This is a genomic window from Microbacterium sp. NPDC056003 (assembly GCF_042274785.1).
Lineage (GTDB): Bacteria > Actinomycetota > Actinomycetes > Actinomycetales > Microbacteriaceae > Microbacterium.
The window spans coordinates 1,984,921-2,000,672 of the sequence record NZ_JBHJXQ010000001.1 but is presented as its reverse complement, the minus strand read 5'-3'; the positions used below and the strand labels follow the sequence as shown (position 1 = coordinate 2,000,672).

Sequence of the window (15,752 nt, the reverse complement as noted above, 5' to 3'; positions counted from 1 at the left end):
GCATGATGGGTCGCGTGAGCCACGCCACCCCGCCGCTGTCCGAAATCCTCGCCTCGGCCCGCGTGGTCGCGCTGCCGCTGGCGACGCGCTTCCGTGGCGTCGACGTGCGCGAAGCGCTCCTGTTCGAGGGGCCTGAGGGCTGGACCGAGTTCTCCCCGTTCGCCGAGTACGACGACCGCGAGGCGGCGACGTGGCTGGCCGCCTCCGTCGACTTCGGATGGATGCCGCAACCCGCGCCCGTCCGGAACGAGATCCCCGTCAACGCCACGGTGCCGGCGGTGGCCGCGGCATCCGTCTCCGCCGTCCTCGCCAGGTTCGACGGCTGTCGCACCGCGAAGGTCAAGGTCGCCGAGGCGGGTGAGCGACTGTCGGACGACGTCGAGCGGGTGCGGGCGGTGCGCGAGGCGATGGGCCCGGAGGGGCGCGTGCGGATCGACGCGAACGGGGCCTGGAACGTCGACGAAGCCGAGCGGGCGCTCCATGCCCTCGCCGAGTTCGACCTCGAATACGCCGAGCAGCCGTGCGCCACGGTCGAAGAGCTCGCCGAGCTGCGTCGCCGCGTGAAGTACATGGGCATCCCGATCGCCGCCGACGAGAGCGTGCGCAAGGCGGCGGATCCGCTCGCCGTCGCCCGCGCCGGCGCGGCGGACCTGCTCGTCGTCAAGGCGCAGCCGCTCGGCGGCGTACGGCGAGCGCTCGCGATCGTTGCGGAGGCCGGGCTTCCTGCCGTCGTCTCGAGCGCGCTCGACACGTCGATCGGGCTCTCGATGGGCGTCGCCCTCGCCGCCGCCCTGCCGGGCCTGGAGTACGACTGCGGACTCGGCACGGCGTCGCTGTTCACCGCCGACGTGACCGCGCGCCCGCTCGCTCCGGTGGGCGGCGTGCTGCCGGTCGGCCGCGTGCAGGCCGATCCGGCGCTGCTGGCTCGGCATGAGGCATCCGCCGATCGCCGCGACTGGTGGCTCGACCGGCTCGCGCGTTGTCACGCCCTGCTCATCGAGCGCGCCGGCTGAGACGCGGTTCTGCGATGCTCCCGACTCAGCCTTCGGAGGGGGCGATGAGCAGCTGTGCGACCCGGGCGAGCTCTTCGTTCGTCGCCTGGCGCAGCTCGGCCTGACCGGCTCCCGCCATGACCGACCGCACGGCGGCGCCCTCCCAGACGGTGAGCAGCAGGCGCGCCGCGTCGAGGGGCGGCAGCCGGAAGGTGAAGGACTCGGCCCGCCCGATGTCGTCGATGATCTGCGCGACGCTGCGGAGCATCTCGTCGGTCTGCGCCAGATAGGCGGCGGCGAGCGCGGGCGTGCGGAGCGCGTGGATGCGGATCTCGCTCAGGAGCAGGACCCCCAGGCGATCGTCGGCCGACATGTCCAGCACCTGCTGCACGATCTGCAGCGCGTTGGAGGGCACGTCGGCGAAGGCACCGTCACGCTCGAGTTCGGCGACGCGATCCCGTACGGCGGCGACGCGACCGAGTGACACTCGTCCCGCCAACTCGAGGAAGAGCTCGTCCTTCGTCTCGAAGTTCGAGTAGAAGGCGCCGCGGGTGAAGCCTGCACGCTCGCAGACCGCTTCGACGGATGCCGCGTCGAGCCCCACTTCGGCGAAGACCTGGGCAGCGGCATCCAGCAGCTTCTGGCGCGTCGCCTCGCGGCGGGGCGACGTGACGCTCGTGTCGCTCAAGAGATCCTCCTTCGCCAGTCTCACACGCACTACTCAGTTTCAAGGCGCCGACCCCCTTTACGATACACTCATGTATCCGATACAGCGCTGTATCGACAGATCGTGAAATCGTCCGGAACGCGGAGGCGCTGTGTCCACCCTGCTGTATGCCCTCGGTCGCTGGTCCTACCGTCACCCGTGGCGGGTGCTGGTCGCATGGGTGCTCCTCCTCGGCCTCGCCGGTGGCGGGGCGCTCGCCTTCATGAAGGGCACCGACAACTCGTTCTCGATCCCCGGCACCGAGGCGCAGGAGGGCATCCAGCTGCTCGACCGCAGCTTCCCCCAAGCAAGCGGCACGAGCGCCCAGCTGGTGATCGTCGCCGCCGACGGCGACACGGTCGCCGAGGCGCCCTACGCGGGTGAGATCGACGACACCGTCGCGGCGCTGGAAGACATCGACGGCGTCATCGCGGTCACCGATCCCTTCAATGAGATGGTCACCGGGATGGTCTCCGACGACGAGTCGGCCGCGATCATCCGCCTCCAGTTCGATGGGCAGTCCACCGACGTCTCGGACGAGACGAAGGATGCGCTCACGCTGGTCGCCGACGATCTGCGCGACACATTGCCCGAAGGCTCGCAGGTGGCGATGGGCGGCGACTTGTTCTCGACGTCGGTCCCGGCGCTCTCGCTCATCGAGGCCGTCGGCGTGCTCATCGCGCTGTTCGTGCTCATCGTCACCTTCCGCTCCTTCGCGGTCGCCTGGTTCCCGCTGATCTCCGCGATCATCGGCGTCGGGCTCGCGATCGCGCTCATCTACGTCTCCACGGCGTTCGCCTCGATCTCTTCGACCACCCCCATGCTCGCGATCATGCTGGGGCTCGCCGTCGGCATCGACTACGCGCTGTTCATCGTCGCTCGACATCAGGATCAGGTGCGCACCGGCGTCGAGCCCGAGGAGTCCGCTGCCCGCGCCACCGGCACCGCGGGCTCCGCCGTCGTGTTCGCCGGAGCCACCGTGCTCATCGCCCTCATCGGCCTGGGCTTCGCCGGCATCCCGTTCCTCACCACGATGGGCATCGCCGCGGCCGTGGCGGTCGCCATCGCCGTGGTCGTCGCCCTGACGCTCACGCCCGCGCTCCTCGGCTTCGCAAAGGGTCGCGTCGCAGGCTGGGGCCACGGCAAGGCGCGTTCGGGCGTCGCGCTGCCCGCGCGGCGCCGCTCGTCGAGCGCGGATGACGACCGGGCGTCTGTGGCGGCGGGCGAGGAGCCCGTCGCCGACGAGGCAGTCGCCGAGGAACTCGACGCTGCTGCGCCCGTCGGCACCGCGCCGAAGAAGACCAACCGCTGGGTGATGCTCGTGACGAAGCATCCGGTGATCACCACTGTCGCGGTGATCGTGACGCTGGGTGTGATGGCGATCCCCGCCGCCAGCCTCGCGCTCGCGCTCCCCAACGCGGGCCAGCAGCCCCAGTCGAGCCAGGCGCGTCAGGCCTACGACCTCACCGCCGAGCACTTCGGCGCGGGATCCAACGGACCGCTCATCATGACGGGCACCATCGTCACCTCGACCGATCCGCTCGGGCTGATGGCCGACCTCGCCGAGGAGCTCGAGCAGGTGCCGGGCGTGAAGTCGATCGCGCTCTCGACCCCCAACGAGACGGCCGACACCGGGCTCATCCAGATCGTGCCCGAGACGGCTCCCGACGACCCGGCGACCGCCGAACTCGTGCGCGAACTGCGCGCGCTCGCGCCGGAACTGGAGGAGGAGTACGGCGTCGATCTGAAGGTGACGGGCTTCACCGCCGTCGGCATCGACATCTCCGACCGCCTGGGTGCGGCGCTGCTGCCGTTCGGCATCTTCGTCGTCGGCCTGTCGCTGGTGCTCCTGATGATCGTGTTCCGGTCGATCTGGGTGCCGGTCAAGGCTGCGCTCGGCTATCTGCTCTCGGTGCTCGCCGCCTTCGGCGTCGTCGCGGCCGTGTTCGAGTGGGGCTGGGGCGCCGAACTTCTGCACGTCGATCGGACGGGCCCGGTGATCAGCTTCATGCCGATCATCCTCATGGGAGTGCTCTTCGGTCTCGCGATGGATTACGAGGTGTTCCTCGTCAGCCGCATGCGCGAGGACTACGTGCACGCGCGCCGGGCCGCGTCGGGGCACGCCACGCGCAGCGATCGCGACATCGCCCTCGGGGCCGTGCGCTCGGGCTTCTCGGCCTCGGCGCGGGTGGTGACGGCGGCGGCGGTCATCATGTTCGCCGTGTTCGCGGCCTTCGTACCCGAGGGCGACTCGTCGATCAAGCCGATCGCCCTGGGTCTCGCCGTCGGCATCGCGGTCGACGCGTTCCTCGTGCGGATGACCCTGGTGCCGGCCGTCATGGCCCTGCTCGGCGACAAGGCATGGTGGATGCCGCGCTGGCTCGAGCGCATCCTCCCCCACTTCGACATCGAGGGCGAGGCCGTCGAACGCGAGCTCTCGCTCGCGGAGTGGCCCGAGCCTCACACGACCGCCGCGGTCGTCGCGGAGGACCTCGCCGTGCGCGCCGAAGGGGGTGAGGACTCCGTCGCACTGTTCGACGGCGCGACGTTCCGGGTCGAGCCGGGCGGCACGCTCATCGCGACGGGCGACCCCCGTGCAGCCCGGGCGTTCGGGCTCGCGGTCGCCGGCCGCATCACGCCGAACGACGGGTGCCTGCGCGTCGCCGGCCACCTGCTCCCCGAGCGGGCGGCCTGGGTGCGCGCCCACGTCGGCGTCGCGATCCTCGGCGGCTCCGACGACCCCGTGCGCGAGCTGCGCCGTGCGCTGAGCGGCCGCACCACCCTCGTGGTGATCGACGGCCTCGACGCGCTCGACCCCTCCGACCGCGATCAGGCGGCAGCGCTGCTGCGGGATGCCGAAGCCGCGGTCCGAGCGCGGCCCGGCGCGGCATCCGCTCGCCTCACCGTCATCGCGACCGCGAAGGCCGACGGCCCCGCGCTCGCCCTTCTCGCCGATGCCCGCCGCTCCGACGTGAGCTCGCTCGCGCTGCGCACCGGCACCGCCCCTGCTTCCCCTTCCATCGCCGAGGTGACCGCATGACCCTCCACATCGAACGCGCGCGCTCGCGCCGGCCCGTGACGTGGCTGACGCTGATCGGCGTCCTGCTGCTGCCCGTCGTGATCGGGGGCGTGCTCGTCGCGGCGCTGTACAACCCGGTCGAGCGCCTCGACGGCCTGCAGGCTGCCATCGTGAACGAGGACGAACCCGTCACGATCGACGACCAGATCGTCCCGCTCGGTCGTCAGCTGACCGCCGGGCTCGTCGAAGGCTCCGAAGACCAGCCCAGCAACCTGACGTGGACGATCTCGAACGCGGATGACGCCGCCGAAGGCCTCGCCGACGGCACGTATGCGGCCGTCGTGACCATCCCCGAGAACTTCTCGGCGGCCGCGACATCGACCCAGCCCGGCGAGACGCCGCAGCGCGCGACCATCGAGGTGCAGACGCCGCCCGACAGCCTGATCGTCGACGACGCCATCACGGCGCAGGTGACGACGGCCGCGGCATCCCTCATGGGAGAGCAGCTCTCGCAGGTCTACCTCGAGAACGTCTTCCTCGGCTTCACGACGCTCGGCGACCAGCTCGGCGAGGCCGCCTCGGGGGCGGCTCAGTTGGCCGACGGCGCATCGCAGGCGGCGGACGGCGCGACCCAGCTCGCCGGCGGCATGCCGCAGCTCGCGTCGGGCGCCAGCGGCCTGTCGTCCGGAGCCGGCGACCTGCAGAGCGGGCTCGGGCAGATCGCGGGCGGCATCGGCGGTGCGGCCGGCGGTGCGCGCGACCTGGGGGCGGGACTTGACACAGCCGCGGCGAAGGTCGTCAACCAGCAGCTGCAGGATGCCGCGGACGCCACAGCGAGCTACGCCGGCGCGGCCGCGGACGAGACCCTCGCCCTCGCCCTGCTGCTGGGCAACGACGACCCCGCCCGCGGCCCGCTGGGCCTGGCGCAGACGCTCGGCGGCCTCGCCCAGCAGTGCATCGCGTCGGGCGGCTCGATCGACTTCTGCACGCAGCTCGGCGCCGCCGCGGCGACGGCCGGGACCGCCGCTCAGAACGCCGGAGCGGCGGCGACGAACGCCGGGTATGCCGACGGATACGCCGGCGGGACCGCATCGGGCATCTCGGAGCTCATGTCGCAGACCAGCGCCGGGCTCACCGAAGCCGCGGACGGTGCGCGCGCGCTCGGCTCGGGCCTCGACCAGCTCGCCGCCGCGACCTCGCAGTCGGCCGACGGCGCGGGTCAGCTCTCGTCGGGCGCCGCCCAGCTCGCGGGCGGCATCGGCCAGGCCGGCGAGGGGGCGGACTCGCTCGCCGGGGGCGTGTCACAGCTCGCCGAGGGGACCACGACGCTCGCAGACGGCCTGGAGGAGGCATCCACCGCCCTTCCGTCGTACTCGGATGCGGAGGCCTCGAGCCTCGCGGAGGTCGTCGCGAACCCGGTCGAGGCCGACGGCGTCGGCACGTCTTTGTTCGGCGCGTCGGCGATCCCCCTGCTGGCCACCCTCGCGCTGTGGTTCGGCGGTCTCGCGACGTTCGTCGCGCTCCAGGCCGTGTCGCGGCGAGCGCTCACCGCACGCGAGCCGTCCGTGCTGCTGGCGCTGCGCGGGTTCGCCCCGGCGGCGGCGCTCGGCGCCGCCCAGGGCCTCCTGGTCGCCGGCGTCGTGCAGCTCGCCGCCTCGTATGAGTGGAGCCAGTGGTGGGTGTTCGCCGGCGTGAGCGTCGTCGCGGGCATCGCCTTCGCGGCGGTCAACCAGGCGCTCGTCGCCGTCTTCGGCGGCGCCGGCCGCTGGATCTCGGCGCTCATCGGGGTGCTCGCCGTCGCGACCGGCGTCGTCTCCACCGTGCCGGGCGTGCTGGCGGACCTCGCCGCGCTCATGCCGATCTCCCCCGCGTACCAGGGGATGGTCGCCGCGCTCACCGACGCAGGTGGCATCGGCGCGGCGTTCGCCGGGCTGATCGTCTGGGCGCTGCTCGCGTTCGGAGCGACGATCCTCGCCGTCGCCCGCCGCCGCACGACGTCGGCCCGCGCGATCCTCGACGCCGCCCCGGCCACGGCGTAGCGCGAACGCACTGCGCCCGGCCACGCGCTGTGCAGGCCGGGCCGGGGCGTTGCCTCAGCTCGCCTGTCACAAGATGCCGCCCACACCGACGCTTTGTGACAGGTGAGCCTCCGGCCGCCGCCCGCACCTTTGCTCACCTGTCAAGAAACGCCGCCTGCGCCGACACATCGTGACAGGTGAACCCAGGCGGGGAGACGTCGCACCGCCCGCGGCGCCGGGGCGGAGGCATCCGATCGCCTGTCACGAAACGCGGCCTGCGCCGACACATCGTGACAGGTGAACCCGGGGGGGTGACGTCGCACCGCCCGCAGCGCCGGGGCGGAGGCATCCGATCGCCTGTCACGAAACGCCGCCTGCACCGACGCTTTGTGACAGGTGAACCCAGGCGGGGAGACGTCGCACCGCCCGCAGCGCCGGGGCGGAGGCATCCGGTCGCCTGTCACAAAACGCCGGCTGCGCCGACACATCGTGACAGGTGAGCCTCCGATCGCCGCGCGCACCTTGCTCACCTGTCACGAAACGCCGCCTGTCCCGACACATCGTGACAGGTGAACCCAGGCGGGGGAACGTCGCGTCGCCCCGGCACGACGCGGGCGGTGCCACGAGCGCACCTCGATCGAGGCCGCGCCGCGTCAGCTCAGGCCGGAGTAGGCGTGAAGTCCCTTGAAGAACATGTTCACGATCGTGAAGTTGAAGAGCACCGCGGTGAAGCCGATGATCGACAGCCAGGCCGATCGGGCGCCGCGCCAGCCGCGCGTCGCGCGGGCGTGGATGTAGCCGGCGTACAGCACCCAGATCACGAAGGTCCAGACTTCCTTGGTGTCGAAGCCCCAGTAGCGGCCCCACGCGTCGTTGGCCCAGATCGAGCCGGCGATGAGCGTGAACGTCCAGAAGATGAACCCGAGGATCGCGAAGCGGTACGCGAGCGACTCCAGCGCCTCCGAGCCCGGAAGGGTGGCGAGGAACCGCGGCCCCGTCTTGACGGGCTGAGCGGATGCCTCGGCCGACGCCGCGAGGAGTGCGCGGCGCTCGCGCCGCGCCTGCATGAGCTGCATCACCGACAGGCCGAAGGCGAGGGCGAAGAGCGCGGTCGACAGCGTCGCCACGAACACGTGGATGACGAGCCACACCGACTTGAGCGGGTCGGCGAGCGGCGTGATCTCGACGTAGAAGGCCAGCGTCGAGGCCCCGAGCAGCACGACGGTGAGTCCGGTGATGAATGAGCCGAGGAACCGCAGGTCGTAGCGGATCAGCACCGCGAGATACACCGCGACGATGAGCATGGTGCCGGTGAGGGCGAACTCGTACATGTTCGACCACGGCACGCGTCCGGCCGCGATGCCCCGCGTGACGTCGCCCGCGACGTGGAACAGGAAGCCGAGCACCGTCAGCGACGTGCCGATCCGCGCCCACACGAACCGCTTCCGGCGCCCCAGCGGGGCGTTGAGGTTCTCCTCAGCCGCCTTCTCCTGCGCGCGCAGCTCACCGATCGAGCCGCCGTTGGCGGCGCCGCCTGCCGCGACCAGTTCTCGTTCGCGCACCTGCAGCTGGGCGTCCTTGGCGTCGACCGCGTCCGCGCCGCGGCGCGCGAGGTCGACGGCGTACGCGATGAAGGCGAGCGCGTAGATCGTGATCGCGGTCCACACCAGCAGCACCGACACGGAGTCGAGCGTGAGAGCGGAGGATTCAGGCATTGTCTCAGTCTACTTTCGGGGACGTCGGGGACTGCAGGCCGTCGAAGTGGCGCTGAGCGAACTGCGCCACCGCGGCATCGAGCGTGGGATCCTCGCCACGGGCGAGTCCCGCGTACTCGAGGTGGAGCGACCCGCCTCGCGGCGTCGCCTTCACCCACATGCGGCGGCGCGGCACGAAGAGCGCGGCGAGCAGGCCCGCGGTCGCCAGCACCGCGAACACCAGCACCCACGTGGCCGCGGCATCCCGGTGGATCGACAGCGACACGTACCGCTTCACCGACTCCTCGTAGCCCTGCGCACCCTCGGGCGCCTCGTTCTCGAACGTGATGCTGCCGAGCCCGTCCGGAAGGTCGGCGGTCTCGCCCGGCGCGAGCTCGATCGGCTCGACGTCGGTGCCGCGTCCCGCGAGCTGCGTCATCTCGGACGGATCGAGCGTGTATACGGAGCGGGGGGTGCCATCGTCGATGCCGAGGTCGCCGACCCACACGTTGAGCGACACGACCGGGTTGATCAGTGCGGGGTAGGCCGATGCGAACGCACCCGTGTGCAGGGGCGCCTGGGTCGGGTAGAAGAAGCCCTGCAGCGCCATCTGGTCGGGCAGGCCGTCGGTGATCTTCACGACGCCCAGCGAGGTCATGTTGGTGTCCTGCGGGAGGAACGGCACCGACTCCGAGAAGACGATCTCGCCGTCGGCGTCGCGCACGGTCAGCGTCGGCGCATAGCCGTTGCCCATCAGGTAGATGCGGTCGCCGCCCATGTCGAGCGGGTGGTTGACCCGCACCTCGCCGGCGACCGGCTGCTCCCCCGCGTACTGCGTGGTGAGGTTCGCGACGAAGTCCCCGGCCTGACCCTGACCCTGCGCGCCGAGCGGCTGGTATGTGACGTCGAAGCGGTCGAGCGTCAGCGCGTACGGCTCGAGGGCCTCCTCGTCCACGAACCGGCCCGGGTTGAAGGACGTGTAGTCGAGCATCGTGTTCACGAAGGTGCGTCCCTCGAGGATCACGGTCTGGCCGGTGTAGGTGAAGCCGCCGCCGAACCCGACCGCGAGCAGCACGCCCACCAGCGAGGCGTGGAAGACGAGGTTCCCGGTCTCGCGCAGGTAGCCGCGCTCGGCCGACACCGACAGCGTCGCACCGGAGTCGTAGCGCTCGACGCGGTACCCGGCCTTCTTCAGCTGCTGCTGCGCGGCCTCGATCGCGGAGGTCGCGGCGGCCGCGGCATCCGTTTCGGAATAGAACTCGACGGTCTCGGAGCGATGCGCGTCCAGACGCGCGAGGCGCGCGGGCGTGCGGGGCGGCTTGGCGCGGAGGGCCTTCCAGTGGTGCTTGGTCCGCGGGATGACGCAGCCGATCAGCGAGATGAACAGCAGGATGTAGATCGCGGAGAACCACGGCGACGAGTAGACGTCGAACATGCTGAGGTTGTCGAGCACCGGCGCGAGATCGGGGTTGTCGGCGAAGTACTGGGTGACGCCGTTGGGGTCGGCGCTGCGCTGCGGCACGAGCGAGCCGGGGACCGCGGCGATCGCGAGCAGGAGCAGCAGCACGAGCGCGGTGCGCATCGACGTGAGCTGGCGCCAGCCCCAGCGCAGCCAGCCGACCACGCCGAGTGCGGGCTGGGTGATGTCGGACGCCTCGGCCTCGGCGTGATCCGACGGCCGCAGCGGGTCGGCCGTCGCCGTGGCGGATTCAGAGCGGGAGCGGGACATCGGCGAACACCCCCTGCAGGCTCGCCATGATCTGGGTCCAGACTCCGGTCACCATCAGCAGGCCCAGCACGATCAGCAGGGCTCCTCCGATCAGGTTCACGACGCGGATGTGCCGGCGCACGAAGGTCACCGAGCGTGTCGCCCACCCGAAGCCGAGAGTGAGGAGGATGAACGGGATGCCGAGGCCCAGCGAGTACGCCAGGCCCAGGGTCGCCGCGCGTGCGGCGGAGCCCGAGTCGAACGCCATCGCGAGGATCACGGCGAGGGTGGGCCCTATGCACGGCGCCCACCCGATGCCGAGCGCAATGCCGAGCAGCGGGGCGCCGATGAGGCCGAGGCTGCCGCGCACCTGCGGGCGCGCGATGCGCTGCGCGAGGCCGAAGACGCCGATGAAGACGAGTCCCATCGCGATGACCACGACGCCGAGGATGCGGGTGATGAGGTCGGCGTACTCGATGAAGAACCGGCCCAGCGTGCCGCCGAGCGTCGCGACGCTCACGAACACGAGGGTGAAGCCCGCGATGAACAGCAGCACGCCGAGGAGGAGCTTGCCGCGCGTCGGGGCCTCCGGCTCGACGGCCTCGGCCGTCCCCGTCGAACGCCCGGGAGAAGTCGCCGCATTCGCCGCGGAATCGGCCGTGCCAGCCGGGATCTCCCGGCCGTTCGACACCGCCGCCCCGCGAGCCGTGGCCGGCCGCGCGCTCACCGCGCCGCCGATGAAGCCGAGGTAGCCGGGGACGAGCGGCAGCACGCACGGCGAGAGGAACGAAAGCAGCCCAGCGAGGATCGCGATCGGCACGGCGATGAACAGCGATCCGCCGGCTACCAGGTCGGCCGGGGTCACGACTCCTCCAGCGCGTCGCGCACGAGCGTCTGCAGGATCGAGGCGCTCTCGAGCTGCCCGATGATGCGCGCGGCGACGCGACCCTGCTTGTCGAGCACGAGCGTGGTGGGCGTGGCGTTGATCGGCGTCTTGTCGGCGAAGGCGAGCTTGATCGCGCCGTCCTGCGCGGCCATGAGGCTCGGGTAGGTGACGCCGTACTGCTCGGCGAACGCGGTCGCGGTCTCGGGCGCGTCGCTCGTGTTGATGCCGATGAACGAGACGTCCTCACCCTCGAACGACGCGTTCACCTCCTCGAGCGCCTCCGCCTCGGCCCGGCACGGACCGCACGCGGCGTACCAGAAGTTCACGACCACCACGTCGCCGGCCACGTCATCGCTTCCGAGCTTCTCCCCAGTCTCCGTGGTGCCGTCGAACACGACGGGCTCGGTGCGCTCACCCTCGGGGATCTCGACGATCTGGAACCCGTTGGCCGCGATGAAGCCCTTGTTGTCGCCGGCGCGGTACTGCTCCGCGAGCGGATCGTTCGCGCAGGCGGCGAGACCCCCGATCAGTCCGAAGACGAGCAGAGCGGATGCCGCGCCCCGCGCTCGCCGGATGCCCGAGCGCCCACGCGCCGATGCCTGTGACCCCATCACACCGCTCCCACATCGACCGAGCCCGACAGCGACGCCGGCTCGGCGTACGCGGTCTCGGACCATTTGCCGTCCGTCATCTCGAAGCTCGTCACGCTCGACAGCGCGCAGCGCCGCGCGCGGGGGTCGTGACGCAGCGGCAGCGAGGCCACCGCGAGATGCGTGATCCAGATCGGGAGCTGATGCGACACGATCACGACGTCGCCGGAGTCCGCGGCATCCCACGCCTCCGTCATCGCCTCATTCATGCGGCCCACGACGTCCGCGTACGGCTCGCCCCAGCTGGGGAGGGCCGGCTTGCGCAGGTGACGCCAGTTCCAGGGGTTGAGGAGCGCGCGCGCCATGCGCCGCCCCTCGAAGACGTTGGTGGGCTCGATCACGCGCTCGTCGATGCGCGGCTCGAGGCCGAAGAGCTCGGTGAACGGCTCGGCCGACTCCTGCGTGCGCTGCAGCGGCGAGCACACGAGCGCGGCGACCGGACGATCGAGCGACTGGATGTACTCCGCCGCCTGCCGGGCCATGCCGCGGCCGTCCACGCTGAGGCCGTATCCCGGCAGTCGCCCGTAGAGCACGCGTCGGGGGTTGTGGACCTCCCCATGGCGCACGAGATGAAGGCGATCAGCGGGCACCCGCCCAGTCTACGTGGGCGCGTTCTGTGGGGCGGCTGAGCGTCAGTCCCGACGGGAGGAGGTCGACGAGGCGAGCTCGCGGTCGTCCTCGTGCTGCGCAGCAGACCGCCGGTCGCGGGACGCCTCGACCAGGGCACGGGTGCGCACGAAGACGAACCACGCGCCGGCCACGGCGACCACCGCGATCACGACGTACTGCAGGACGTCGACGTACTGCTCGACCACGTGCCACGACTCGCCGAGCAGGTAGCCGGAGAGCACGAAGATCGTGTTCCAGATGAGGCTTCCGGCCGCGGTGAGCAGGCCGAACCTCCATAGCGGCATGCGGGTCACGCCCGCCGGAATGGAGATGAGACTGCGGAAGATCGGGATCATGCGACCGAAGAACACGGCCTTGCCGCCGTGGCGCTGGAACCATCCGACGGTGCGGTCGATGTCCTCCGGGTGGAGCAGCGGCACGCGACCGGCGATGCGGCGCAGCCGTTCGACGCCGAGCCAGGCGCCCAGGCCGTAGAGCAGGAACGCCCCGACGATCGAGCCGCCGGTGGTCCAGGCGAGGGCCTCGAACAGCGTGAACGAGCCCGTGCTCGCAGCGAGCCCCGCCATGGGCAGCACGACCTCGCTCGGCAGCGGCGGGAACAGGTTCTCGAGCGCGATGGCCACTCCGGCGCCGGCCGGGCCGATCACGTCCATCAGCGAGACGGACCAGTCCAGAAGGGCGGAGAGCCAGGAGGTGTCGGACGAGGTTTCGGTCATCGGGGGCTTCGCTCTCGGTGATCGGATGCCGCGGCGAGGCCGGGCGGGACTCCTCCACGCTAGGCGCCCCACGTGTGCTCTTCCTGGGTGCTGGCCCCCGGATCCCGCTTCCGGTCAGCCCGTCGGCACTCCCGCCGCGGCGATGAACGCGCCCAGGAACCACGACGCGACGACGAGCGGGGCGGCGGCGAGCGGCACCCAGAAGGCGAGCCTGCGGAGCACGAGCAGCAGGATCGTGACGACCGCGGCCGCGAGCAGGAACACCCAGGGCAGGGCGACCGCGGTGATCAGCCCCGCGCCGATCAGCTCCGAGCTGCAGTCGCGCACGCCGCAGGGGTCGGACGCCATCGCGAGGAAGAAGCCGAAGAACGACATCACCGCGGCGAGCAGGGCGAGCAGCACCAGGAGGATCGACGAGACGACGATGTCCCACACGCGCACCGGCCGGCGGGTCCGTGCGGGGCCCGGGGCGGCGTACGTGGTCACGGCGCCATCCTAGGGCCCACGTACACTGGTTCCTCGTGAGTGAACGCGTCCTCGTCAACCAGCTCCTCGGCCTCGCCGACGGCCCCGTCTCCGTCTCCGGATGGGTCGAGACCGTCCGCGATCAGAAGAAGGTGCAGTTCGTCATCCTCCGGGATGAGACCGGCGCGGTTCAGCTGGTGAATCCGGCCACCCGTCCCGCCGAGGACGGGTCGGAGCAGGATGCCGCGGCCCTCGCCCTCACCGACCTCATCTCGAACCTGTCCACGGGCACGTTCCTCACGGTGCACGGCGAGCTCAAGCACGACGAGCGCGTGAAGCTCGGCGGCGTCGAGATCAAGATCGGCGCGCTGGACATCGCGGCCGCAGCGCTGCCCGAGACGCCCATCGCCGCGGACTCGGGTCTGGACAAGCGCATGGACTGGCGGTTCCTCGACCTGCGCCAGCGTCGCAACAACCTCATCTTCCGCGTGCAGACGACGCTCGAGCACGCCATGCGCACCTACTGGATCGAGCGCGACTACATCGAGGTCCACTCCCCCAAGCTGATGGCGTCGGCATCCGAGTCCAATGCCGAGCTGTTCGAGGTGCCGTACTTCGAGGACAAGACCGCGTACCTCGCGCAGTCACCCCAGTTCTTCAAGCAGATGGCTCAGGTCGCCGGCTTCGGGAAGATCTTCGAGATCGCGCCCGCCTTCCGCGCCGACCCCTCCTTCACGAGCCGTCACGCCACCGAGTTCACGTCGATCGACGCCGAGATCAGCTGGATCGACTCGCACGAGGACGTCGCGAAGATGCAGGAGGAGCTCCTGCAGACCGCGTTCCAGGCCGTCAAGGACAAGCACGGCGCCGAGATCGAGGAGCTCTTCGGGCTCGAGGTGCAGGTGCCGGCCATCCCGTTCCCGCGCATCCCGCTCGCCGAGGCGCTCGAGATCGTGAAGAGCCGAGGCTACGAGGTGCCGCGCACGGACGGCGACCTCGACCCCGAAGGCGAGCGCCAGATCTCGGCCTACGTCGAGGAGACCTACGGCCATCAGTTCGTCTTCATCACCGACTACCACCCGGAGATCCGCGCGTTCTACCACATGCGCAACGAGGAGACCGGGCTCACCAAGAGCTACGACCTCCTCTTCAAGGGCGTCGAGATCACGACGGGCGCGCAGCGTGAGCACCGCGTCGACGTGTTGATCGAGCAGGCGAAGGAGAAGGGCCTCGAGCCCGAGCACCTCGAGTTCTACCTCGACTTCTTCCGGTACGGCGCTCCGCCCCACGGCGGCTTCGGCATGGGCCTCGCCCGCGTGATGATGCTGCTGCTCGGTCAGGATTCCATCCGCGAGGTCACGTACCTGTTCAGAGGCCCCACGCGCCTCGCCCCCTGACGGCACTTCCGCGGCCCGACGCGCCCTGCGCTCGCGCCCTGGCGTTCGCGCCCTGGCGTTCGCGCCCCGGCTTTCCGCGCCCGCAGCCGCCGCTTCACTTCGCCAGATCAGGGGATCTTGCCCAGTCAGGACGCTTTTCAACGGATCATCCTGATTGCGCCAGATCCCCTGATTTCGGAGACGGATGCCGCGCCTCGGCCGCGGAGACGGAGGGTGCGGCAGAGCCGGCCGCGGGATGCTGCGGCTCAGGCGCTCAGCGCGGCGCGCAGCCGGTCGGGCGACACACGCCAGTGGCCGTGCAGCTCGCCGTCGATGAGTACGACCGGGATCTTCTCCCACCACTGGGCGTAAAGGGCGGGATCGTCGGCGATCGACAGTTCGTCGACCTCGACGGAGTCCTCGGGCAGGTCGGCGAGGACCGTCTCGACGACCTCCCGCGCGACGTCGCACAGGTGGCAGTCGGGCTTGCTGATCAGGGTGAGTGTGGTCACGGCGCGCTCATGCCTCGACGGGATACCCGGCTGCGATCCACTCGTCGGTGCCGCCGTCGACATTCGTGGCGTCGTAGCCGCGCGCAGCGAGGGCCTCGACAACACGCCCCGAACGGCCGCCGACCTTGCAGATGACCGCGAAGGCACCGTCGGGAAGCTCATCGAGGTGCTCGCCGATCGTCGACATCGGCAGGTTGACCGCGCCGGGCACCCTTCCCCCTTCGAACTCCCACGTCTCGCGCACGTCGATGACGGGCGTGCCGGGGTTCTCGCGCAGCTGGTGGACGGTGATCGACTGCATGGCGGCCTCTCGGGTAGCGGGGTGTCGGGCGCATACACGAAGCGCCCATCCGGAGACAGGCGCTTGGTGTCGATGCCGC

General features: G+C 70.9%; 14 protein-coding genes. 4 read left to right on the top strand and 10 right to left on the bottom strand.

What is annotated here, in order from left to right:
• The first annotated feature begins 5 nt into the window (after positions 1 to 5).
• Positions 6 to 1,013 (top strand): o-succinylbenzoate synthase, encoded by a 1,008-nt coding sequence (locus ACFC1W_RS09085; protein ID WP_375991478.1) that lies wholly within the window; start codon positions 6 to 8, stop codon positions 1,011 to 1,013.
• Between the two features lie 25 nt (positions 1,014 to 1,038).
• On the opposite strand, the gene ACFC1W_RS09080 is transcribed toward ACFC1W_RS09085, so the two are convergent.
• On the bottom strand, positions 1,039 to 1,680 hold the full coding sequence (locus ACFC1W_RS09080; RefSeq protein ID WP_375991240.1) for a TetR/AcrR family transcriptional regulator: 642 nt from the start codon (positions 1,678 to 1,680) through the stop codon (positions 1,039 to 1,041).
• A gap of 130 nt (positions 1,681 to 1,810) precedes the next feature.
• Here ACFC1W_RS09080 and ACFC1W_RS09075 point away from each other — a divergent pair, with 130 nt between their 5' ends.
• Positions 1,811 to 4,738, top strand: coding sequence for an MMPL family transporter (locus ACFC1W_RS09075; protein ID WP_375991237.1), 2,928 nt, complete (start codon positions 1,811 to 1,813; stop codon positions 4,736 to 4,738).
• Positions 4,735 to 6,756: a YhgE/Pip domain-containing protein gene (locus ACFC1W_RS09070; protein WP_375991236.1), complete on the top strand. Its 2,022-nt coding sequence runs from the start codon at positions 4,735 to 4,737 to the stop codon at positions 6,754 to 6,756. The genes ACFC1W_RS09075 and ACFC1W_RS09070 overlap by 4 nt, the downstream gene beginning before the upstream one ends.
• A 632-nt stretch (positions 6,757 to 7,388) precedes the next feature.
• On the opposite strand, the gene ccsB is transcribed toward ACFC1W_RS09070, so the two are convergent.
• The 7 genes from ccsB to ACFC1W_RS09035 form a co-directional block, all read right to left on the bottom strand.
• Complete coding sequence (gene ccsB / locus ACFC1W_RS09065) at positions 7,389 to 8,450, bottom strand: c-type cytochrome biogenesis protein CcsB (RefSeq protein WP_375991233.1); 1,062 nt, start codon at positions 8,448 to 8,450, stop codon at positions 7,389 to 7,391.
• 4 nt (positions 8,451 to 8,454) lie between these two features.
• Positions 8,455 to 10,158, bottom strand: coding sequence for a cytochrome c biogenesis protein ResB (locus ACFC1W_RS09060; RefSeq protein ID WP_375991230.1), 1,704 nt, complete (start codon positions 10,156 to 10,158; stop codon positions 8,455 to 8,457).
• Positions 10,139 to 11,002 (bottom strand): cytochrome c biogenesis CcdA family protein, encoded by an 864-nt coding sequence (locus ACFC1W_RS09055; protein ID WP_375991227.1) that lies wholly within the window; start codon positions 11,000 to 11,002, stop codon positions 10,139 to 10,141. The genes ACFC1W_RS09060 and ACFC1W_RS09055 overlap by 20 nt, the downstream gene beginning before the upstream one ends.
• On the bottom strand, positions 10,999 to 11,634 hold the full coding sequence (locus ACFC1W_RS09050) for a TlpA family protein disulfide reductase (RefSeq protein WP_375991224.1): 636 nt from the start codon (positions 11,632 to 11,634) through the stop codon (positions 10,999 to 11,001). Before ACFC1W_RS09050 ends, ACFC1W_RS09055 begins: the two co-directional genes overlap by 4 nt.
• A complete protein-coding gene (locus ACFC1W_RS09045) occupies positions 11,634 to 12,263 on the bottom strand; it encodes a histidine phosphatase family protein (protein WP_375991221.1) in 630 nt (209 codons plus the stop codon). Before ACFC1W_RS09045 ends, ACFC1W_RS09050 begins: the two co-directional genes overlap by 1 nt.
• Before the next feature lie 42 nt (positions 12,264 to 12,305).
• A complete protein-coding gene (locus ACFC1W_RS09040) occupies positions 12,306 to 13,019 on the bottom strand; it encodes a DedA family protein (RefSeq protein ID WP_375991219.1) in 714 nt (237 codons plus the stop codon).
• 114 nt (positions 13,020 to 13,133) lie between these two features.
• Positions 13,134 to 13,505 carry a hypothetical protein gene (locus ACFC1W_RS09035; RefSeq protein WP_375991216.1) on the bottom strand — a complete coding sequence of 124 codons (372 nt, stop codon included), beginning with the start codon at positions 13,503 to 13,505 and terminating at the stop codon, positions 13,134 to 13,136.
• Positions 13,506 to 13,540: 35 nt separating this feature from the next.
• On the opposite strand from ACFC1W_RS09035, the gene aspS reads away from it, so the two are divergent.
• Complete coding sequence (gene aspS / locus ACFC1W_RS09030) at positions 13,541 to 14,881, top strand: aspartate--tRNA(Asn) ligase (RefSeq protein ID WP_375991213.1); 1,341 nt, start codon at positions 13,541 to 13,543, stop codon at positions 14,879 to 14,881.
• A gap of 245 nt (positions 14,882 to 15,126) precedes the next feature.
• Here aspS and ACFC1W_RS09025 read toward each other — a convergent pair whose 3' ends face one another.
• On the bottom strand, positions 15,127 to 15,372 hold the full coding sequence (locus ACFC1W_RS09025; protein WP_375991211.1) for a glutaredoxin family protein: 246 nt from the start codon (positions 15,370 to 15,372) through the stop codon (positions 15,127 to 15,129).
• Between the two features lie 7 nt (positions 15,373 to 15,379).
• The gene (locus ACFC1W_RS09020) at positions 15,380 to 15,673 is read right to left on the bottom strand and encodes a rhodanese-like domain-containing protein (protein WP_241112081.1); all 294 of its coding nucleotides are present in this window, start codon (positions 15,671 to 15,673) and stop codon (positions 15,380 to 15,382) included.
• Positions 15,674 to 15,752 lie beyond the last annotated feature (79 nt).

Coding starts and splice junctions, on each gene's coding strand:
- ACFC1W_RS09085 (WP_375991478.1), top strand. CDS start 6: ATGGGTCGCGTGAGCCACGCCACCCCGCCGCTGTCCGAAATCCTCGCC.
- ACFC1W_RS09070 (WP_375991236.1), top strand. CDS start 4,735: ATGACCCTCCACATCGAACGCGCGCGCTCGCGCCGGCCCGTGACGTGG.
- ccsB (WP_375991233.1), bottom strand. CDS start 8,450: ATGCCTGAATCCTCCGCTCTCACGCTCGACTCCGTGTCGGTGCTGCTG.
- ACFC1W_RS09060 (WP_375991230.1), bottom strand. CDS start 10,158: ATGTCCCGCTCCCGCTCTGAATCCGCCACGGCGACGGCCGACCCGCTG.
- ACFC1W_RS09050 (WP_375991224.1), bottom strand. CDS start 11,634: ATGGGGTCACAGGCATCGGCGCGTGGGCGCTCGGGCATCCGGCGAGCG.
- ACFC1W_RS09040 (WP_375991219.1), bottom strand. CDS start 13,019: ATGACCGAAACCTCGTCCGACACCTCCTGGCTCTCCGCCCTTCTGGAC.
- ACFC1W_RS09020 (WP_241112081.1), bottom strand. CDS start 15,673: ATGCAGTCGATCACCGTCCACCAGCTGCGCGAGAACCCCGGCACGCCC.